The organism is Bacillus cereus group sp. MYBK5-2, assembly GCF_051915685.1.
GTDB lineage: Bacteria > Bacillota > Bacilli > Bacillales > Bacillaceae_G > Bacillus_A > Bacillus_A cereus.
On record NZ_JBQAFE010000013.1, the window covers coordinates 61,906 to 82,901 of the forward strand.

Consider the following 20,996-nt stretch of genomic DNA (forward strand, 5'->3'; position numbering starts at 1 on the left):
TGTTGTTACAAAAACAAAGAACTGGATATTGGCTAGCTCAATCCAATTTGCTTTCATATTCTTTCATTAGTTTATAAAATGTGTTTTTCTTTAGTTCTAACTAAAGTATAATTTAAACTATATATTTATTACATAATAAATATCAAAATGAAGTGAATTTAATATAAATTTTAAGTCACTATCTATTATCAATGAAAATAATAAAAGTTCAGCAATTTTGTATTGCTGAACTTTTATTCCTTATTCTTTCCTATTCTGCCTAAACTATCTTTAATAGTTGTTTCCCCAAGTTGTGTATATAGCAAAGCTGTATCTTGACTGGTATGCCCAAGTTGTTGCATCACTTGTAACGAGTCTTTTTCTTCCATATATAATTTATTTGCCAATGTATGTCTTAATTTATGAGGAGACATTCTTTTACCGTACGCCTTAGTATATTTTTCAACGATATCTTGGATAGCCCTAACCGAAAGAGGCTGTGCAGTATGTTTATACTTCGATAAAAACACATTTTTTAATTCTTTCCCTGGAGCATATTTGTTATCTCTAGTTTCCATATACTTTTCTAAATCATTCAATGCAATTGGTGTAATCCATACAGAATCTTCTTTGTTTCCTTTTCGGATTACATCAATCAGTCTTTCTTTTAAGTTTATATCTTCCATACGAAGATCGGCCAATTCACTTACACGAATACCGCTACCAAGAAAAAGGGAAAGGATAGCTACATCACGATCTTTATCTCTTAAGAAATAGAATAACTGATGTTTTGTTAAAGACTTTTCATGTTCGTACTTTACGTAATTCAAAAATTCTTGATCGTCATCATTATGGAATATTTTAGATCTCATACGTTTTGCACGAGCATTTAATGTTTCTTTATCTTTATGTATTTCTATTTTAGCCATTACATTTCTATAAAAATAGCATTCTCCATCGTCATTCTCTGATAGGGAGGTGAGGTACTTAAATAAAGACTTTAAGGCCGAAATTTTTCTGTTAACAGAGGAATTCTGCATGTTTTGTTGTAGTTTTAGAAACCTCATAAAGTTCTCAACATCTTTTTTCTTTAAATTCTCCAAATCAGAGAAGGATATGTCTTTAATAGGCTTAAATTCAATAATTTGTTCAGATAATAGCCAATTAAAGAAGACTCTAAAATCATATACATAATTCAGTAGGGTGGAGGGAGAGGCATCATGCAATTCTTTATACTCCACAAATTCTTCTATATAAAAGGGCATTTCAATTAAATTCTCGTATAATTTCTTACGATGTACGGATTTTTGACGTTGTTTACTGTAATCCATAAAAATCACCTCATATATACTATAACAGAAAAGAGTACCGAACACAAGTTCGCATTAAATTCAATTTTTACACAAACTTATTTACATAATTAAATTATGAAATACTAAAATATACTCAAAACTGAATCGTATAGTGTAGTTATTCAAATGAAAATTATAGCTAACTAAGTGATAATTTTGTATAAAACCATAAAAATTAGTGCAAAAACTACATATAAATGTATGTAAAATAAAACAATTTTTATATATAAATTCATGCAAAAAATCAATATATGAAAACAGTTTAAAATTCGTTATCTAACATGAATTGGTTAATTTAATCATAATTATAAGGAGTTAATTAGATCAACATAAGAAAAAATCCTATATAGTAAAAGGTAATTTACTATGAATATTTTCAATGAATTGTTCAGTATTTAATAATTCCTATATAAAATATGAATTATATGGACACATACCAATATACTGAGATTCATGCACTTGAGCTAGAAATCCCTAAATACTGTATTAGATTTTTATTTATACATATTATTGTTCGTAAAATTGGTATTTCGTGCGAACTTTAAAGTTTTTGTTTTTCACCTCTTCTTATTAAATACATCCAGTTGAATTTACCTACACCTATACATATTAATTATTAACACTTTAATACAAAACAGTTAACTTTAGCGGTATCAGGATAGATAGTTTGTGCTTTCCTCAAAAATTGATTGTTTGTTATGCCGAAAAGATTGTTTCCCGGATTCTTTTATACGTTACAGATATTCTTTATCACACTTAGTTTAAGTTAGTATTCAGCTAAATTTAATTCTAATAAAGATTTTTAAAATATAGCTTTAAAACATTTTCGTCTGTCTCAATGATACAGAATTGCAAAAACCAGATTTAGAAAAAATATATCATTGATGGTAATTAAGTCTTTGACCCTTATAAGTATTACCTGGGTGTTACTAGGTGGTTTCATGTAACGTACATAGTCCATTAATTCTTTAAAATTATCATTTTTAATTCCCTCCCTTTTTCATATACCAAGAACTAAATTCATATACTGATAAATATTAAAAGGATTAAATGGAGGTAAAAATGACTATTACAAATATTATTAAGTATAGACGCGTCCCCCACTTCAATGCTAACTTCCCTTTAGTTTTATTTTGGAGTCAAAAAAGTGGTTGTACTTCCTTTGCACATTGGTTTTTTTATCAAATTAAATTATTTAAACAAGCAATAAAATATGATCCTTGTATACATCATTACGAAAACGAAGTATACAAAAACTCCTCGGACTACTTTATTGACCTAGCTGCAGCTTTATATGCAAAAAAGAAAGATACCTATAAACTAGTGAGAAATCCATATACAAGAGCTGTAAGTTCATTTCTCTCACTGATTGCTCCTCCTTATATAGAAAACCCAGCATGGAAGCCCATTCGGAGTTTTTATTATGGTAATGATATTTGTAAAAAGCCTATTTCATTTAAAATCTTTCTCTATTACTTAAAAGCAAATATGACAGATTTAGAACAAGTAGATCCTCATTTAATACAGCAATATGTACAAGGTGAAGAGGAATTTGTTACAAAATATATCTATCTTGAAAATTTCTCTACCGAAATTGTAAGTCTAGAACAAATATATCAATTGACAACTTCTCCTTTACACATATTGACCAAATTATGCAATCACCAAAAGGACATGCCGATTTCTAAAGGTAACTTTGTGGATGCTGATATTACAGATCCTTTATTCCCAAGCTTCCCAACTTACAATAGTTTTTACGATTATGAAACTATTCAATTAGTACAATATATTTTTAATAAAGATTTCACCACATACAAATACCCTTTAACGCCTTTATAAAAATTAATATTTTTCTAATCACAAATTCATAATTATTACAGTGAGAACTAAGTACACCCACTCAAATTTCCTTATAAAACTTTTTTGTATTGATTTGGCGCACTACATTATAGTGCTCTTTTTTATTCTCAAACAACTTTTTTATTGAACCTTATTTTCAAAATCGGTTGTACACGCATTATTAACCTGTTATTTTATATTCCATTCCTCCTTGGCATTTATTAGTAAAGAGTTAATATATTGGAGATGAATTATGACAAAAGAAAATGATAAGTTCCCCAGAATTCCACAATAAAATTTCCCTTCTTCATACTTAATAAGAAATACTAAGACCTTTCCTATAAATCTAGCTTACAAATGTATAAGTTCACAAAAGTGGTGTCAATTCACTAAAAAAAACATATACAGTTAATGACTATTTTATATAATGAAATTGATAAAACATTGGGATATAATTACGTGTTTTTCATCTTCGTATTCTATAACGAGAGTAAGGTACAATAAAGTATTACAGTAATACTCTAAGCTAATCTCTTTTAGGTTACTTAACCAAGATATTATTATCCCTTGGTTAAATGTTCCTTAGTTAAAACAACTTATAAATAGGTAAATCATATGACCACTCAAGGTATAATTACACTCCCCTTTATTTTTATTACTTTCATAATTTTGATGTGTGAAAAGTTTCTAGCTGATATCGTTTTGTTCAGCGGACTAGTTTCTTTAATGATGTTTTGAATTTTAGCTCCCTCTGAGACTTTAGACGGATTCTTAAATGAAGAAGCATTGACAATTTGATCTTTATTAATTATAGCTTCTGCCGTTAACGGAAACGACTTCATCAAACAAATTCCAAAGTTAATAATTGGTTATGAGCGAAGTCATAAAAAAGCAATTTTTAAACTAATAATAAAAAGTTGGGCGCAATAAATCGGCCTGACTCCTTCTCAACTGTTAATCCCCTTAACATATGCAGCTAGTAAGAAAAATTACGGTTATACACACCTCATATTCGGTCGCAATCCTGCAGGAGTAGGAAACTATTACTAAACGTACGATGCCCAAAAAATCTTTCGTAATTTTGATCCTATCGCAATTGAAATTCAACCACTGTTTTTCGAACATATTTTTTATTGTAAAAATTGTATGAACATGGCTTCTATAAAAACATGCCCACATTCTAATATCGATCCTGTTATCTTAAGTGGTACCCAAGTTAGAAAAATATTTCGCAGCGGACAAACTTTGCCGTCTGAGTTTACTCGCCCTGAAATGGCGGAGATGTTGATGAAAGGAATGAAGCGAGGCAATGCAAAAGATTGAAACAACGCCATTAAAAAAAGGCATTAATCTAGTAGGATATGCACGTGCCGAATTTGGACTAGGAGAATCTTGTCGCCTAGCAGCAAAATCCATTCAAAGTACAAATATTCCATTTGGCATTATTAATTATTCGGTCCCACATGTAAAATCATTAGATTTCTCTTGGAAACATAAAGAAATAACTGATCCTATCCACAATATTAATATTTTTCATATGAATCCAGATGTGTTTCCAATCGCTTATATGCAGTTTGGTAATCAATTTTTTAAAGGTCGCTACAATATTGGTTATTGGCATTGGGAGCTTCCAGAGCTTCCTCAGGAATGGTATGTCAGCTTAAAACTTGTCGATGAAGTATGGGTTCCCTCATCTTTTGTACTAGAAGCTGTATCCAAAAAAACAAACCGTCCTGTAACCCTTATTCCACACTGCATCCAAGTAGAGTGTTCTGAGGGTATAAGTCGTGAATACTTTAATTTACCTACAGATTGCTTTTTATTTCTTTCCATGTATGATCCTAGAAGTATACAACATCGCAAAAATCCAGTTGCGTCTATTCAAGCATTTCAAAAAGCGTTTTCTAAGGATGATCCTTCCGTTGGGCTTGTTTTAAAAATCAACAATTCAAATTTTAATCTTGACGAAGTGGAACAGATTCAGCATCTAATTCAAGATAATAGTAATATTTACCTCATTAATCAATCATTAAATCGTGGAGAAGTAAATGCCTTAATTCAATCGGTTGACTGCGTTGTCTCTTTACACCGTTCTGAAGGGTTTGGACTTGTACTAGCAGAAGCAATGTATTTGGGAAAACCAGTAATTGGTACAAATTGGTCTGGTAATACTGATTTTATGAACGCAGATAATTCTTGTCCTGTCCATTATACCCTCGTTCCAATAAAACAAAATTACGGTCCTTACAAACAATATCAAATATGGGCTGAGCCAGATATTGAGCATGCTGCTTATTTTATGCGCCAACTTACCTCCGATCAAAAAAAGTGTAATCTTATCGCTAAGAAAGGACAAGAGACTATTACAACCTATTTTTCACCAAATGTGACTGGAAACATGATTGAAAAGCGATTAACAGAATTAGGATGTATTTAGTGTATAAATCATCTACTCCTTATTCTAGAGGGAAGAAACAATAATTGTAACATTGTTTCGTCTCTCTATTTTACTGAGTTCTACCATACTCCCTATCCAATTCATGTAATGGTGAAAGTAAACTGTATTTCAGTAGCAGTCAAGGCATATGAAACATATGATTAAAGCAGGTAAAAGTTTGATTATATTCGGCATGGGGTGAAAGTATGAAACAAGCATTCATTACTGGAATTACAGGTCAGGACGGTTCTTATTTAGCAGAACTATTGTTAAATAAAGGATATAAAGTTTATGGATTAAAAAGACGAACTGCAACAGAAAACGATGAAAACATTAAACATATAAAAGACGAAATTGAATTTCTTTCAGGAGATTTAGGTGATTTGCCTTCCCTAATTCAAGCTGTTAAAGTTTCCAATCCAGATGAAGTATATAATTTGGCCGCCCAATCTTTTGTCGCAACCTCTTGGCTTCAACCTATTTATACAATGGAAATAACTGCCCTTGGAGTCACAAATATGCTTGAAGCGATTCGGCTCACCAAACCAGACGCTAAATTTTATCAAGCATCTAGTAGTGAGATGTTCGGAAAAGTAGTGGAAACTCCCCAGAAAGAAACAACTCCGTTTTATCCAAGAAGCCCATATGGGGTTGCTAAAGTATGCGGACATTGGATTACTGTGAACTATCGAGAGAGCTATGATAATTTCGCATGTTCAGGAATTTTATTTAATCACGAATCTCCTCGACGCGGTTTGGAGTTCGTTACAAGAAAAGTAACAGATGGAGTGGCTAAAATTAAACTCGGGTTGCAAGATAAACTCCATTTAGGCAACTTGGATGCGAAGCGAGATTGGGGCTATGCTGGAGATTACGTTAAAGCGATGTGGCTTATGCTCCAACAAGAAAAGCCAGACGACTACGTTATTGCTACTGGTGAAACTCACACAGTTCAAGAATTAGTTGAAATCGCCTTTAGTTATGTCGGATTAAACTGGGAAAATCATGTAATTCAAGATCCAAAGTTTCTGAGACCCGCTGAAGTAGATTATCTATTAGGAAATCCAGCAAAAGCGAAAAAAGCATTAAGTTGGAAACCAGAAGTGAAGTTTAAAGAACTAATTACAATGATGGTCGATAGCGATTTAGAACGACAACAAAGAAAAGGATTATGAGATTTGATTTTATAACCTTTTTATATTACCTATCCCTCTTGACTTGTACTTTAATCTTATTTTTATGTAGGGAGGACATTTTGATGACCAAATTTTATCCTATTGCTAGTCCTATATTAAATGGAAATGAAAAACAATATGTCATAGACTGCCTCGATTCTAATTGGATATCTTCAAACGGTTCATATATTCAAAAGTTTGAAGAACAATTTGCACAGTACTGTGGTGTGAAACATGCTATTTCTTGCAGTAACGGAACAACTGCTTTGCATCTTGCTCTGTTAGCATGCGGAATTAAAGAAGGCGATGAAGTAATAATCCCCACTTTTACATTCGTTGCAACAGCAAATGCAGTCGTCTATTGTGGAGGAACTCCTATATTTATTGATTCTGATTCAACAACATGGAATATTGATCCTACGAAAATTGAAGAAAAAATCACACCGCATACAAAAGGAATTATTCCTGTTCACATCTATGGTCACCCAGCTGATATGGACCCTATTAAAGAATTGGCAAGGAAATATAATTTATTTGTTATAGAGGATGCTGCTCAAGCTATAGGAGCGCAATACAAAGGAAAAATGACGGGAGCAATTGGTGATTGTGCTACTTTTAGTTTGTTTGGCAACAAGATTATTACAACCGGTGAAGGGGGAATAATTACCACTAATGATGACCACATAGCTGAAAAAATTCGAATTCTAAAGTCACAAGGAATGGACTTGAAACGTAAATATTGGTTTCCAGTTATAGGATATAACTATCGTATGACCAACATTCAGGCAGCAATCGGCTGCGCACAACTCGAGAACATTAAGTGGCATATTCAACAACGAATTAGAATTGCTAATCAATATACGCAAAACTTAAAAGATGAGCATCGTCTCATATTACCTATCGAAAAAGAATGGGCTAAAAATGTATACTGGATGTTTAGCATAATATGTAAAGATTTTACTGAAAACGAACGGAATTTGTTAATGAATCGCTTGAAAGACAAAGGAATTGAAACTAGACCTTTTTTCTATCCTATGCATGCATTGCCTCCTTACCAAGATTCACAAGACTCATTAGAATTCCCTATAATAAATCGTATTTCTGCCCAGGGTATTAATGTTCCAAGTTACGGAAGCTTAACAGATGATGATATTCGATATATTAGCTTAAAAATAACTGAAACATTAAACGAGATAAATACTTAGGAAATGATAACAAACTTTTATCTCCCAACTGGAGAATGAAACACCAATCACTAGCTTCAGTCAAATAATAAAATTCACTTTACTTAAAATATAATTAACTCCCCCGTTTCAACTCTTATTCTACGTATTAGACAATAAAGCAAACCTGGCCGAGAGATGATTAAGACACAACTCCTCTTCAAAAAAATATGTAGTGATAGTAAAGTCTAGTATCATTAAACAACGAAAGTATTAATTATGTATGGACACATCTCTTCTGCTATACATTGTGCTGAATTTATTATGATGTGTCCTTAGGACTATAAATATGCTAACTACAAACATGGTTATTGTACCTAAAGAGAATTGATATTTAACACAGCTCGTTTATCTTGCATTAAAGTAAGAAAATTTAAACTGTAGAAAGGACATTAGCATGCACAATTCAAGTTAATATCTTTCACTTCTCTTATTCAATGAAAACCCTATCCTTAAATTCCGCTTAATTATTAATGTGTTTTGAATATAGGTACCACTATAGAATCATTCTATCTAAGAAGTTAAAGCAATCCCATTAAATAATATTTTGAATACATCTTCATTGTGAATGTAATCCCTTACTGGATACATTTTAAATTGAACAATACAAGTATGCTTTAACCCCCAGTCAAGTTCTTTTATTTCCTCTGTATCCCCATCTAAAATAAGAAGAATCTGAAAGTTATGTTTAACCATACTTGATAAAATCATTTCAAGCTCAGCAACTTCTTCATACGTTCCACCTGAGCGTATAAAAAGAATCTCTTCACTTGTTTCTGTACAGTTTAAGAAACGTTGAATACGGCGATTGTATTTTTCTTTTATCTCCGTATATTGTGGGAATGAAGTTGGAGTATTAACATTTGCTAAAAAATCATGTACAAAATCTATATTATAATAATTATCTCTAATTATTAAATTATGCCCACCTTCAGGTGTGTAACAAACAAAGGTAAGGTTTGGTAATTCTAAAAAATTAATAAATCTATTGTTTAATAATTGATTTACATCTTTTAAAGAGGGACTTCTCACCCAATCTAAAAATCCAGAAAACGGTCTTAACTTAAATTGATTTAACCAAAAGCCTACATAACAATCTGCTCCCAAACTAAAAATTGCATGATAATTTCTTTTAATATCTGCTAACTTCATTTCTATATTCACCCCTTTATTCTATATAATATGTTTTCCAGATAGACAAGTTGCATTAAAAACTTAAAAATAAACTTTATATAAAAATTATATTCTATATATCATATCCATTTTGATTTTCTTACGCATAATCCATTACTATGTAGAATACAAAATGTTGTATTTTCATATCAACAACAGAAAAAAACGAAACCAAATAAATCCTGTTCCAGTCCTTTAAATCACCTCTAAGATATATCTGTTACAATCATTCAAGTAAAAAAACTAATCATTAGCTTGAAACGCACGTAATTCTCTAATTGAGGCAGCATCTAAAGAAGCAATCTTTTTTTCTAACATTTCCTTAGCATAATTATATAATTGAAAATCTATTTCATTTTTCTCTACAATCTTATCAATAACTGTCTGCGGAATTTGTTCCCTTCGAGCTCTTTTTGCATTAACATTTAATTTTTGATATTTAACATTCTTCCAACCAAATTCTTTTTTCATAATATACAGAGATTCATCAAACAACTCCGTAATACCTACTACAGAAAAATTATTTGCTATAGTCTCTTTTGCTATTTCTAAATCTGCAACATCACTACCTGTAATGAAACGAGATTGGAAGTTAATGGTATAATAATCGAAAGCTGGATTATTTATATAATCATCAATTGTCCCTTCAAAAAATAATTCTTTATATTGATCTAGATTCTTATGTGCAAAATAAAACCATGAAAGGACTTGCTCAACTGGATTCCTTAACATCGTAATATAAGTACACGGTCTAGAAATATGGTGATGTACGCCAAACAAAAGATGACCACATAAAGTATCAGCTGTTGTTAACTTTTCTTTTAGTAACAACACACTTTGCTGATTCAATCCATACCGATCAACATCGTAGAGGATATTATTAGAGTATTGCCTATAAATTATATCTGTTAATGTAGTTCCTCCCGCTTTTGGTATGTGAATATAAATCAACAAAGGTTTTGGTTTGCTACTGTATTGCTTATTTTTCATATAACCCCCACTTTCAGTCTAATAATTATGTGATTTTTATATATTTCGTATCAGTATATGAATCATAATATTTTTTATAACGGAAGATTTCTCAAATCTATTGTTTTTCCATAATATACTTTATACATTTCATATATAATTATTTAATTCACTATCCTACTCTTATGAAGTAAAACTACTATCATTGGAGGCTCTACTATCTTCTTTACTTCTCCCTAACTCTTAAAATAGAAGATGTTATCGCTCACAAATAGGGAACAAAATATAAGAACGAATTACACTGAACAAAACGAGCTTATCAACTAACTTTTCGTCTCGAAGAAATGTATGATTTATGTAAAACGTTATCCTTCATTAACATCTAATACATAATTCGTATTATGCTACACAAAATTGTCTAAAATTGCATAAATTAGATAGAAACTTGTATATCATGAGATAAAGGTGGTACAAACTGATGAGAATTCTAATTTGGACTCAAAACGAGTCACCTGGCGGGGGAACAAGGCTTTTAGCTAACCTTCTACCAGCTATGGCCCGACAAGATGATATTGAGTTGATTCGAATAATTGTCTCTCCTAGATCCAAATTTAAAGAAAGAATCAATACAACAAACTTATCAAACGTTGAAATAATTTATTTTGATGGGGAGATTAATTCACAAAAAGGAAAAAATTTCATTAAAGATTGTCACGTCATCTATTATTTTTGGCCACATCATCAAAAATATGTTGATGTTAACAGACCTAGCGTTTGTACATTTCACGATGCTACTATTCTTGATTTTGTTCCTCCATTTACAAGTGGAACATATATAAGGGAATACTGGGAAGACTTAAAAAAATGGTTAGATGGTTGTACTACTGTAATAGCTCCATCACAATATGTAAAAAGCCGTATCATTGCACACTTTGGAGATGATTTGCAAAGTACTGTTGTTATTCCTCATGCTATTTTGCCAATTGGATATTCTTCTGAACTATTTTCAGACTCAAGTTTTACATCATTCTTACCCACTGAATACTTTGTATATCCTTCCAATACATCTCCGCATAAAAATCATTATAATTTGCTACTCGCATACTCAAAATTTACAAAAAGAAAAAAATATCCGTTAGTTCTATTTGGCCCTTATACAGACTTACTTCAAAATGAGCCACCATCATGGCCAGAAATCCCATTTATTCCGACGCTGGTTTCTTTAATAAAACGATTAGAACTACGGAGAAGTGAAGATATATATCCAATTGGATTTGTAACTGATCAAGATGTTGCACCTCTTATAAAAAATGCTAAAGCATTAATTATGCCCAGCTTATCGGAAGGTGGAGGAAGCTATCCTGTAGAAGAAGCGTTAAGATTAGGAGTACCAGTTCTTTGCTCTGATATTCCTGTTATGCGTGAGCACCTATCTCGTCATAGTGCAAAAGTCGTTTGGTTTAACCCAGAATCGGTCGATTCAATTTTACAAGCTCTTGAAGAGATAACTGTGAATTATGATGAATATAAATTATCTACTTTCCAAGGTATAAACGATCCTGCTGAATCATGGGAAGATATTGCAAAAAAATATATACATGTAATGCGCCAAGCATATCTCAAGTATTACAATAAATAAAATGAAACTTCTTTATGTATTTTAAAAGAAACCCTACTCCCACAAATTGCGAGATAAATATTTAATAGTTATACACAATCAATATATCTTCTTTACCCGTATTTTAAATTACGATTAGAGTAAAGCTTTTCATATAAAGATAATTTTATATAATCTTTAAGAATCCCTAATAGCTCATACTATTAATTAGCGGGCATTATTTATTTTTGATTTATAAAAATAAGCCACACTTACCCTAAATATATGCTTAATACCCCACTTCTGTACTATGAAGGCCGTATAACACATAAACTGTATACAACTTTAAACATAAGACTTATCCGCTTTGCGGTTAAAGCTGAACACTATTGCATAGTGACATAATCACGTAGAGAAAGAATATAATAAAACGTCACATAGCATTATTGACCACATTTAAAACAACAGTTAGTACTCCTGTAAAATATAGAAGCTTATTTTTGATTTATTATTTGAATTTAAAGATATAAAGGGGGCACAACTATGAGTTATTACGGCCAAAATCAGCCTACCATTATCGATATGATAAGAAAAATCATTCAACTCTCTAACGAAGCAATTGTTCATCAGGCATATATACAATTTTTACACAGGAAACCATCAGACGAAGAAGAGCAATATTTTTTGAAAAAACTCAAGCACAAACCCAAAATAGCAATGATTCAAGAAATTATGGTAAAGGAAGAAGCACAAGCACAATATACAAAAGTAATTCAAATAAACGAAGCCAGATCCAATGAAACAAAAACAATTTCACATATTATTCAGATTTTTTATCATTTCGATGACAAACAGTTTCTCCATTCATTATACGAACAATTTTTAAACCGCTCCCCAGACTCAATAGGCTTTCAAAATCATTTAAGTGCTTTAGCTTCAGGATTTCCAAGAATACAGTTAATGGAACGATTTTTATTATCTGAAGAGTGTCAAAAAATTTTAGAAACTCCCCTTTCACACCCCAAAATTCAAACAGGTCAGAAATCTTTTCCGAAAATCGGCCTTTTTCTCGGCTATTCAGGAACAGTCGGTAATTTTGGCGGCGAAGGAATTGGGCGCTTTTCTATCCGGCTAGCAGAAAGCTTACTGCACCTTGACAAGGATGCAACCGTAACCGTCGCAATTGATGCACTAAATTATGTGCATATTAGTGATTCATTTAAGAACGTCTCATTATCCTTTCCTAATAGATTCTCTACCAAAAAATTCTATAATGTACAATCAGTAAATACCACTTTTCCGGTTGATATTTGGATTGTCCCTTATGTAGGCATGGAGCTAGCTTTACAATTAGAGAAACCAATGATTGTTTGTTTACACGATTTAGTATACATGCATTTCAAAGAACAATATGATAAAACATATCCAAATTTCTATGCTCAATTTCATATCAAGGTTAATCAATTAGTGACAAAAGCAAAAAAAGTCGTATTTAACTCTAACTTTATAAGAGATCATGAAGGGATGAAGTTTTTAAAACTACCGCCAGAAAAAATGCATGTAATCAGATTAGCTCCCCCATCTGAGGAATATAAATCTGTCAGTTCATTGGATGAAAACACCTTCAGACATAAGTACAATTTAAATAACGACTATATTTTTTATCCTTCTGTGATTCGTCTGCATAAAAACCATGATCGGTTGATTGAAGCTTTCTTCAAGTTTAAGCAAGCTCATATAGGCACTACCTCTAATCTTCGTCTAGTTTTAACTGATCATTTCCACGGTAGACCTACGGAAGAAGAGATTGTAAAGGTGCTTAATAATTGCGAGGATCCATATATACGAGATAGTGTTGTATTTTTAGGTAGAATACCAGCAAACGATGTCCCAATCTTGTATAAACATGCAATAGGAACCATTGTTCCTACACTTTTTGAAGGTAGCTGCCCTTTTCCATTATTGGAATCTTTAATTATGGATACTCCTGTAGCAGTTAGTAAACTTGAAATAGTTGAAGAGATTATAATGGACATTGAAAAACTCATCACATTCAATCCATATTCCGTAGATGAAATGACACTTGCCATTCATAATCTTTGGCAACACAATAACACTCTCTTAATGCAACAACAAATAGCAATTGAACATATCCTAAAGAGAACTTGGGCCAATGTTGCACAGGAATACTATTCACTACTAGCGGAAATTTTCATAAATAATTAATTAAAAGTATAATAAGCACCATTGAACAAATAGACAGTATGTTAAAAGATTGACTCTTAATAATCATTATGCAAAGAGCCCACTTTCTTATAATCCAAGAGGAGAAAGTGGGTTTTGTATTGATGTAATATAAATGTTTAATATATCTTCCATAAACAGCAATTCCACTCCTTTCTTCTCAAAAACTTCTTTGAGTTACCCTCTACATGACAATATCATTTCGAATTATAGTTCTTTCCTTATCAATACGGATTAAAAAATAACGTTCCACATTGCAAATTGATTCTACATTAATAACGGTACTTGCCCAAAAACGCTAACAAAAATTCACAATAAGAGCATGCGACACCAATCTTGTATACAATAAAGCTATCATGGATTTATTTTCAATAAAGGAATATATACAAGATATCCCATCTATACAAAACAACACATCAAACAGAAAATCAGTATTTGTTACAAAAATTGAATGAACCACTTTATCATTTTAGCCAAGAAGACTCCTTCCTCAAGGAGCGTGAAGGGTCACAGCCCAGTGAGTAGGTGGAGATGAATTGACTTCGAACAAGGGATGGTAGGAAGCCATCTTAATTGTTCGACATAGAGAAAGTGTTACTTCACTATCTATCGAATGTACGTTCGGTGTATAATAGTTATATACCGAAATGGAGGTGAATGAAATGATGATCAATAAAGCCCATAAGTTTCGTATCTATCCAAATCAAGCACAAGCAATTCTAATTAACAAAACGATTGGTTGTTCTCGTTTTGTATTCAATCATTTTCTATCCTTATGGGATCACGCATACAAGGAGACAGGGAAAAGCTTGACCTATGGTACATGCTCTGCCAAACTTCCTGCCATGAAGAAAGAGTTTGTTTGGCTCAAAGAAGTGGATAGTATTGCGATTCAGTCTTCTGTTCGCAATCTTGCCGATGCTTATACTCGCTTTTTCAAAAAACAAAACAGCGCACCGCGCTTTAAATCTAAGAAGAACAACGTACAATCTTACACCACAAAACAAACAAATGAAAACATTGCCGTTATAGGGAACAAAATAAAGTTGCCGAAACTAGGGCTTGTTCGATTTGCCAAAAGTCGCGAAGTAGAGGGACGTATTGTAAATGCGACTGTTAGACGAAACCCTTCTGGCAGATATTTTGTGTCACTATTAGTTGAAACAGAAGTACAAGAACTTCCGAAAACACATTCTTACATTGGAATAGATGTAGGACTAAAAGATTTCGCTATTTTGTCAGATGGAAAACCCTATAAAAATCCAAAGTTTTTCCGATCATTAGAAGATAAGTTGGCGAAAGCACAGCGTATTCTTTCTAGAAGAATGAAAGGATCTTCTCGCTGGAATAAACAACGAGTAAAGGTAGCTAGAATTCATGAATACATATCAAATGCTAGAAAAGATTACTTGGACAAAATCTCAACTGAAATCATCAAAAACCACGATGTTATCGGTATAGAGGATTTGCAAGTATCGAATATGTTAAAGAATCATAAGTTAGCAAAAGCAATTAGTGAGGTATCATGGTCACAATTTCGAACAATGTTGGAATATAAAGCAAAATGGTATGGCAAACAAGTCATTGTCGTATCGAAAACATTTCCTTCCAGCCAATTATGTTCTTGTTGTGGATATCAAAATAAAGACGTTAAAAATTTAAACCTACGTGAATGGGACTGTCCTTCTTGTCGTACACACCATGATAGGGATATTAACGCAAGTATCAATATAAAGAATGAAGCGATAAGGCTTCTAACCGCAAGGACTGCGGGGTTAGCCTAATCAATTAGAGTTCGATAGAATTCTTTACTTAGGAATCCTTCACTTCTAAACGAAGTGAAAGTGGGGGTAGTTCAATACTCAGAACCAGTCATGAACCAACTGGTTTATTTTTTAGAAGGTATCTTAGCTCATGGGGTTTCTGGAACATTAACAGATATTCATCACGAAAGTTTCCATTCAGAAAACATGCGGGCCTTTTTAAGTACTGATGTGGCTGGGATTATCAAATAAGCAAATAATGCAGTACTGTAGTAAGAGATGGACAATTGAAACCTATTTTCGCACCATGAAAATCAAGCTTTCTTTAAACCGATATCAAGTACGAAAGCACTCGTTTATGGACCTTGTTGAATTGTAGTTCCACGATTTGTATGCTGATAGAAAAAATGTCATTTATAGTGAGTATACATCAATGGCAAAAAAACTAAAAACAGTTAGATTGTGTTCGTTTAAACCTCAGCAAAAGCAAGAGGGCCTCTAGACATGACTCAAAAACAACTGCAAGCTGCATAAAGAGAACTTTCAATTCATTTTACATGTTCAATTTTTTTTTGCGTTTTTGAGCAAGTACAGTTAATAAGCGGACAAGAGCTTCTGTATAAACAATATTTGAATAAGACATCCATTTTATAAGTAATATCATCACCTATTCACTAGGAACCACATATAATTTTATTGAACGAGTTATTAGTTATTAAGTCCGTTGTTATATTTATAAGGTTAAATATTAAATAATAATATATAAATATTAACATCTATATGTAGTTAATTGTTATACTTATACAATAAAGGTATCGACAAAAGCAATCATTATGCCTCAAATAAGAATGTATTTTAAACTAACATGCTAATAGCTGAACAAGCATACTTTAATGTAGTTGTATAATCCACATATCAACAGCTCGTGAAACTTCTTTTACATGATTTTAATTAAAGGAACTAGTATTACTCAACTTGTCTTATTTAGATTTATGGGATTAAAAAAGTACAGGGCTAGTAGTTATAATAATATTCACGACATGCTATTTCTCGAGGCACTCCAAAAGCAACTACTTAATAAAAAGAATATACACAATAAAAATTCTTGTAAATGGACTTATGTTGCTATTAAATACCAGCTTTTATTGGATTATAAACACATGCTTCTTAAAAGAGCCGCACGGGTACAAAAACCTGTACTTATTTTATTAACCCTAACATCGAGGTTTAATACTACTAGAAAGTTGGGATAATATGAAACTTCTTTTACTGTCTGGAGGGTCTGGAAAACGCTTATGGCCATTATCAAACAATTCTAGATCTAAACAATTTTTAAAAATACTTCGTAACCAGGATGGTATTCAGGAATCTATGATTCAAAGAATTGTGAGGCAAGTTCAATCTATTGGTCTAACAAACTCTACTTATATCACAACTTGCAAATCTCAAACTGATATTATTCAAAATCAACTTGACGATAAACTTCCTCTTATCATCGAACCAGATCGACGAGATACCTTCCCTGCTATTGCTCTAGCATCAGTCTATCTCTATTCTGTTCTAAATGTCGATGTAAACGAGACTATTTGTATCATGCCTGTTGATGCTTATGTAGAGAATTCTTTCTTTGAATCCTTACTTAAACTTGATCAAATATTGGCGGACTCAAATGCATCACTTGCACTTATGGGTGTTCGACCTTCACATCCTTCTGATCAGTATGGCTATATTACGACTACACCTAGTCACCCTTTATCAGCACAAACACTTCCATATATGAAAGTTAACCATTTTATTGAAAAACCAGTAAAACATAAAGCAAAAAAACTTATTAAACAAAAAGCGCTTTGGAATTGCGGCGTATTCGCCTTTAAATTAAGTTTTTTTATTCAATATCTAACTTCTATGAAAATACCAGTTCAGTATGAAGAGCTTATCCAACAATATTCCACCCTTCCTAAAAGAAGCTTTGACTATGAAGTTGTAGAAAAGTGCGATGATATTGTAGTAATGCCATATGAAGGAACATGGCGTGACTTAGGAACTTGGAGTACCCTTACAGAGGTTATGGATGCACAAATTATTGGAAATGCAATGCTAAGTAAAAATACCGTTAATACTCATATCATCAATGAACTACACCTCCCTCTTGTTGTAACAAATATCAGCAATAGCATTGTAATAGCGAGTTCTGATGGTATTTTGGTAGCTGATAAACGTGAAAGTGGAAAAATTAAAGATCTTATAAATCACGAAAATCCAAGACCTATGTATGAAGAAAAACGTTGGGGAAACTACCGTGTTCTAGATTATGAAAAACTTAAAGATGGAAATGAAGTTTTAACCAAACGATTAAAAATTTTAGCTAAAAAAAACCTCAGTTATCAAATGCATTTTAAACGCGAAGAAGTTTGGACAATCATTGCAGGAGAAGGCGAACTTATTATAGACGGGAAATTCAAAATGATAAAACCTGGAGATGTTATTTATATTCCGGCTAAGACAAAGCATGGGGCGCGTGCGATTACCGACTTAGAATTTATTGAGGTACAAATGGGAAGTCAATTAGTAGAGGATGATATTGTGCGTACTCATATGACATGGGAGGAAATTGAACGAGATTTCAGATAAAATATCCACTAAAACTATTTATTGGATATACCCCTTATTTTCAGTAAAATTTGTAACCTGTTTATAACGTTTTATTTATTTTTTCATTAAATAAAACGAGAATGTACGAAGGAGTGAAATTTTCTTTTCCCTTCCATTGAAAGAATCCCCTGCCTCTTGGACTGCTTTTCGTCAAATGATACCACCTATTTCGGTTCTAGTGCAAACATTTTTTAGGGACATAAAGAAGATATTCCTAAAAGAATCTACTTTTATGTATATTTCGTCCACTCTGTTTTTTTTGAGGTGACTTCGAATTTTCTTATCTAATTCAGGACTATATTGATGGACCCAACGCATAATAATTTTATGAACAATGGATAAGCCTCGTTCCTCCATTATTTCCTCTAACACTTTATCCTTCCCTTGAAGAATGCTTAAAAAATAGGAAGTAACCAATTTACCAAATAAAATTGGTTACTTCCTATTTTCAATTCCAGCAGATAAGCTACTTTTCTTATGAACTTATAGATATTTGTCTCCCTTTTCTCTAGATTTTATTTTTGTTGCCGGTACTCCAAATGCAATGGCGTACGAGCCGATATCTTTTACAACTGTAGCACCAGCACCGACTACGGTATGCTCTCCTATCGTAATGGAATGGATTACATTTGCTCCTAAAGAGATGACAGAATAATTCCCAACCTTAACATTCCCTCCAAGAGTAGCACCAGGTGCGATAGTCGCATAATTACCAATTACACAGTCATGATCAATACTGGACTTTGTATTAATAATGCAGTGTTCCCCTATACGCACATTACTATTAATCACAGCTCCTCCCGCTATTACCGTTCCTTCTCTAATTATTACATCTTCGCTAATAATCGCAGATGGATGAATAGCACAAATAAAAAGAAAATCTGGCATAATAGACTTTACTTTCTCCACTATATTTCTTCTTATCCAATTATCTCCTACAGCTACAATTCCCCCATGGATATTTTCTTTAATAGACAATAGACTAGATTCATCCCCTATTACTTGGTAACCGTAAACCATTTTATTCTTTGAGCGAAAGTCGTCAACTATTCCATAAATCTCATATTCTCCAGCTCGTCGAATCATATCAATAATAACCTTTGCATGGCCTCCTGAACCAAAAATAACAATTTTCTTCACGCTCTTCACTTCCCCGTATACCAATAAAGACGATTAACATATTTCACAGTTTAAGTTACATTTATTCACAAGAAAATCACTTATAATAATTATTTATGATTTTAGTTTCTTTATTATGAACATTTAACAATAGAAATGCGCTGAATACTCTCGCATTTTCATCCATATTTTTATTTACAAAATTTCTTATATCTTCTTCGGTAAAAACCCCTTCAGGTATGTATTTCATAACATTGCTATCTGATGTATAATCATGAACAGCTTCCCAATCCTTGAACTCAAAACATGAGTGTATTGGATTAGAAAAGGATCGATAATACAATATTACATTTTTAATTTATATATATTGATGTATAATAAAAGGGAACTAATCAACATTTTTCGTTAAAGATAGTCTATTAACCTCTTACTCTAACTACCTAATGAACTCAAGTAAATGTATCTTAAGTCATTTTAAGAGGTATAAAAAACACCTTATAGCTATAAGGTGTTTTTTATATTACAGCTCTTTAAAATTCTTCTATTTCAACTGTAAAATGTGGATTGAATTTCATTTCACTTCAATTCTATTTCTTTTCCTTGAGTGTAAAGCGTTTCATGACCCATTTTAAATTAGTAAAAATCATTTCCCTACACATTGAGATTACAAGTTGTATAAGGAAGCTCTTCTTTTTTCCATGCAAGGAATCCTCCCTTTAGATTCACCACTTCCTTTATACCAGCTCTTTGTAAAATACTAGATGCTATAGCGGAACGCAATCCGGTTCGACATTGCAAAACGATTGGGCAATCTTTTGGTATGCAATCTAGCTGCTTAAATAGATTTCCTAAAGGGATATGTATTGCATCATAAAGATGTCCTTCCTCCCACTCTTTTTACTACGCACGTCGATTACCTTAATGCTTCCATATTTTATATGCGGATATAATTCAATTGATGTTTTTTCTTTGTAACTTTCAAATCTATCAAGTCTTTGTATAACTTGTAAGGGTGCCAAAGCAATAATATTATCTAGCCCAATAGATTCAAAGTCTCTAATAACCTCTTCCACTCTAACCTTTTCCTCATCTAGAATGATTAAAGTTTCTTTTTTATAATCTAGTAACCATCCACATCAGGTTGTGAAGGAATTGTTATACGGTATGTTAATTGATTTCTCCATGTGACCAGAAGCAAAACTCTCTACATCCCTTATATCAACTATTTGCTGAACGCTTATCATAACTTCTTGAAATTCTTCTATTGTTTTAATAGCAAAAACTTCTCTTTTCTTACGAATTGGAGGACCATACTTATTTAAATTCTTCATTTTTGTATGAAACCTATAGGACTGAATTAGATTTGAATATGAAATATAAATTTAGACATAAAAATACAATCTATTCTTATGTTTCGATAGAAAGAATAGATCGTATCTTTTCATTTAGGGGATAGACGAAAGTCTTTGCTTGA

Annotated in this window: 14 protein-coding genes and 4 pseudogenes; 11 read left to right on the top strand and 7 right to left on the bottom strand. The window is 32.2% G+C overall.

Features of this window, described 5'->3' with window-relative positions:
• Positions 1-233 precede the first annotated feature (233 nt).
• Positions 234-1,310, bottom strand: a complete 1,077-nt coding sequence (xerS, locus tag ACTFP3_RS27505; protein ID WP_440011857.1) for a tyrosine recombinase XerS — start codon at positions 1,308-1,310, stop codon at positions 234-236.
• Positions 1,311-2,393: 1,083 nt separating this feature from the next.
• On the opposite strand from xerS, the gene ACTFP3_RS27510 reads away from it, so the two are divergent.
• The 5 genes and pseudogenes from ACTFP3_RS27510 to ACTFP3_RS27530 all read left to right on the top strand — a co-directional run bounded on the left by ACTFP3_RS27510 (position 2,394) and on the right by ACTFP3_RS27530 (position 7,987).
• Positions 2,394-3,170, top strand: coding sequence for a sulfotransferase family 2 domain-containing protein (locus ACTFP3_RS27510; protein ID WP_440011859.1), 777 nt, complete (start codon positions 2,394-2,396; stop codon positions 3,168-3,170).
• Between the two features lie 957 nt (positions 3,171-4,127).
• Positions 4,128-4,493, top strand: a pseudogene (locus tag ACTFP3_RS27515) (sulfate adenylyltransferase).
• Entirely contained in the window at positions 4,480-5,607 is a 1,128-nt protein-coding gene (locus ACTFP3_RS27520) for a glycosyltransferase (protein WP_440011861.1), read from the top strand. The pseudogene ACTFP3_RS27515 and the gene ACTFP3_RS27520 overlap by 14 nt, the downstream one beginning before the upstream one ends.
• Before the next feature lie 206 nt (positions 5,608-5,813).
• Positions 5,814-6,782, top strand: coding sequence for a GDP-mannose 4,6-dehydratase (gmd, locus tag ACTFP3_RS27525; RefSeq protein ID WP_440011862.1), 969 nt, complete (start codon positions 5,814-5,816; stop codon positions 6,780-6,782).
• 83 nt (positions 6,783-6,865) lie between these two features.
• On the top strand, positions 6,866-7,987 hold the full coding sequence (locus ACTFP3_RS27530; RefSeq protein WP_440011864.1) for a DegT/DnrJ/EryC1/StrS family aminotransferase: 1,122 nt from the start codon (positions 6,866-6,868) through the stop codon (positions 7,985-7,987).
• Between the two features lie 531 nt (positions 7,988-8,518).
• On the opposite strand, the gene ACTFP3_RS27535 is transcribed toward ACTFP3_RS27530, so the two are convergent.
• Positions 8,519-9,157 (bottom strand): DUF1796 family putative cysteine peptidase, encoded by a 639-nt coding sequence (locus ACTFP3_RS27535; RefSeq protein ID WP_440011866.1) that lies wholly within the window; start codon positions 9,155-9,157, stop codon positions 8,519-8,521.
• A 264-nt stretch (positions 9,158-9,421) separates the two neighbouring features.
• Positions 9,422-10,168 (bottom strand): sulfotransferase family 2 domain-containing protein, encoded by a 747-nt coding sequence (locus tag ACTFP3_RS27540; protein WP_440011867.1) that lies wholly within the window; start codon positions 10,166-10,168, stop codon positions 9,422-9,424.
• Between the two features lie 457 nt (positions 10,169-10,625).
• On the opposite strand from ACTFP3_RS27540, the gene ACTFP3_RS27545 reads away from it, so the two are divergent.
• From ACTFP3_RS27545 to ACTFP3_RS27570, 6 genes are all read left to right on the top strand, one after another.
• Positions 10,626-11,786, top strand: a complete 1,161-nt coding sequence (locus ACTFP3_RS27545) for a glycosyltransferase family 4 protein (RefSeq protein ID WP_440011869.1) — start codon at positions 10,626-10,628, stop codon at positions 11,784-11,786.
• Positions 11,787-12,287: 501 nt separating this feature from the next.
• Positions 12,288-13,970: a glycosyltransferase gene (locus tag ACTFP3_RS27550; RefSeq protein WP_440011871.1), complete on the top strand. Its 1,683-nt coding sequence runs from the start codon at positions 12,288-12,290 to the stop codon at positions 13,968-13,970.
• A gap of 680 nt (positions 13,971-14,650) precedes the next feature.
• Positions 14,651-15,772 (top strand): IS200/IS605 family element RNA-guided endonuclease TnpB, encoded by a 1,122-nt coding sequence (gene tnpB / locus ACTFP3_RS27555; RefSeq protein WP_440011873.1) that lies wholly within the window; start codon positions 14,651-14,653, stop codon positions 15,770-15,772.
• A 90-nt stretch (positions 15,773-15,862) separates the two neighbouring features.
• The gene (locus ACTFP3_RS27560) at positions 15,863-16,003 is read left to right on the top strand and encodes a hypothetical protein (RefSeq protein WP_440011874.1); all 141 of its coding nucleotides are present in this window, start codon (positions 15,863-15,865) and stop codon (positions 16,001-16,003) included.
• 7 nt (positions 16,004-16,010) lie between these two features.
• Positions 16,011-16,130, top strand: coding sequence for a hypothetical protein (locus ACTFP3_RS27565; protein ID WP_440011876.1), 120 nt, complete (start codon positions 16,011-16,013; stop codon positions 16,128-16,130).
• A gap of 875 nt (positions 16,131-17,005) precedes the next feature.
• A complete protein-coding gene (locus ACTFP3_RS27570) occupies positions 17,006-18,382 on the top strand; it encodes a sugar phosphate nucleotidyltransferase (RefSeq protein WP_440011878.1) in 1,377 nt (458 codons plus the stop codon).
• A 246-nt stretch (positions 18,383-18,628) separates the two neighbouring features.
• Here the strand turns inward: ACTFP3_RS27570 and ACTFP3_RS27575 are convergent.
• The 4 genes and pseudogenes from ACTFP3_RS27575 to ACTFP3_RS27590 all read right to left on the bottom strand — a co-directional run.
• A pseudogene (locus ACTFP3_RS27575) lies at positions 18,629-18,772 on the bottom strand (IS6 family transposase); the annotation flags it as partial.
• A 114-nt stretch (positions 18,773-18,886) separates the two neighbouring features.
• Entirely contained in the window at positions 18,887-19,543 is a 657-nt protein-coding gene (locus ACTFP3_RS27580) for an acetyltransferase (protein ID WP_098538879.1), read from the bottom strand.
• Positions 19,544-19,670: 127 nt separating this feature from the next.
• A pseudogene (locus ACTFP3_RS27585) lies at positions 19,671-19,838 on the bottom strand (GNAT family N-acetyltransferase); the annotation flags it as partial.
• A 335-nt stretch (positions 19,839-20,173) separates the two neighbouring features.
• A pseudogene (locus tag ACTFP3_RS27590) lies at positions 20,174-20,856 on the bottom strand (rhodanese-like domain-containing protein); the annotation flags it as partial.
• Positions 20,857-20,996: the final 140 nt, after the last annotated feature.

What these genes read in the sequence shown, in the direction of transcription:
- ACTFP3_RS27550 (WP_440011871.1), top strand. Translation starts at nt 12,288, where the DNA reads ATGAGTTATTACGGCCAAAATCAGCCTACCATTATCGATATGATAAGA.
- ACTFP3_RS27570 (WP_440011878.1), top strand. Translation starts at nt 17,006, where the DNA reads ATGAAACTTCTTTTACTGTCTGGAGGGTCTGGAAAACGCTTATGGCCA.
- gmd (WP_440011862.1), top strand. Translation starts at nt 5,814, where the DNA reads ATGAAACAAGCATTCATTACTGGAATTACAGGTCAGGACGGTTCTTAT.
- ACTFP3_RS27510 (WP_440011859.1), top strand. Translation starts at nt 2,394, where the DNA reads ATGACTATTACAAATATTATTAAGTATAGACGCGTCCCCCACTTCAAT.
- xerS (WP_440011857.1), bottom strand. Translation starts at nt 1,310, where the DNA reads ATGGATTACAGTAAACAACGTCAAAAATCCGTACATCGTAAGAAATTA.
- ACTFP3_RS27560 (WP_440011874.1), top strand. Translation starts at nt 15,863, where the DNA reads ATGAACCAACTGGTTTATTTTTTAGAAGGTATCTTAGCTCATGGGGTT.
- tnpB (WP_440011873.1), top strand. Translation starts at nt 14,651, where the DNA reads ATGATGATCAATAAAGCCCATAAGTTTCGTATCTATCCAAATCAAGCA.
- ACTFP3_RS27535 (WP_440011866.1), bottom strand. Translation starts at nt 9,157, where the DNA reads ATGAAGTTAGCAGATATTAAAAGAAATTATCATGCAATTTTTAGTTTG.
- ACTFP3_RS27540 (WP_440011867.1), bottom strand. Translation starts at nt 10,168, where the DNA reads ATGAAAAATAAGCAATACAGTAGCAAACCAAAACCTTTGTTGATTTAT.
- ACTFP3_RS27565 (WP_440011876.1), top strand. Translation starts at nt 16,011, where the DNA reads ATGCAGTACTGTAGTAAGAGATGGACAATTGAAACCTATTTTCGCACC.
- ACTFP3_RS27530 (WP_440011864.1), top strand. Translation starts at nt 6,866, where the DNA reads ATGACCAAATTTTATCCTATTGCTAGTCCTATATTAAATGGAAATGAA.
- ACTFP3_RS27520 (WP_440011861.1), top strand. Translation starts at nt 4,480, where the DNA reads ATGCAAAAGATTGAAACAACGCCATTAAAAAAAGGCATTAATCTAGTA.
- ACTFP3_RS27545 (WP_440011869.1), top strand. Translation starts at nt 10,626, where the DNA reads ATGAGAATTCTAATTTGGACTCAAAACGAGTCACCTGGCGGGGGAACA.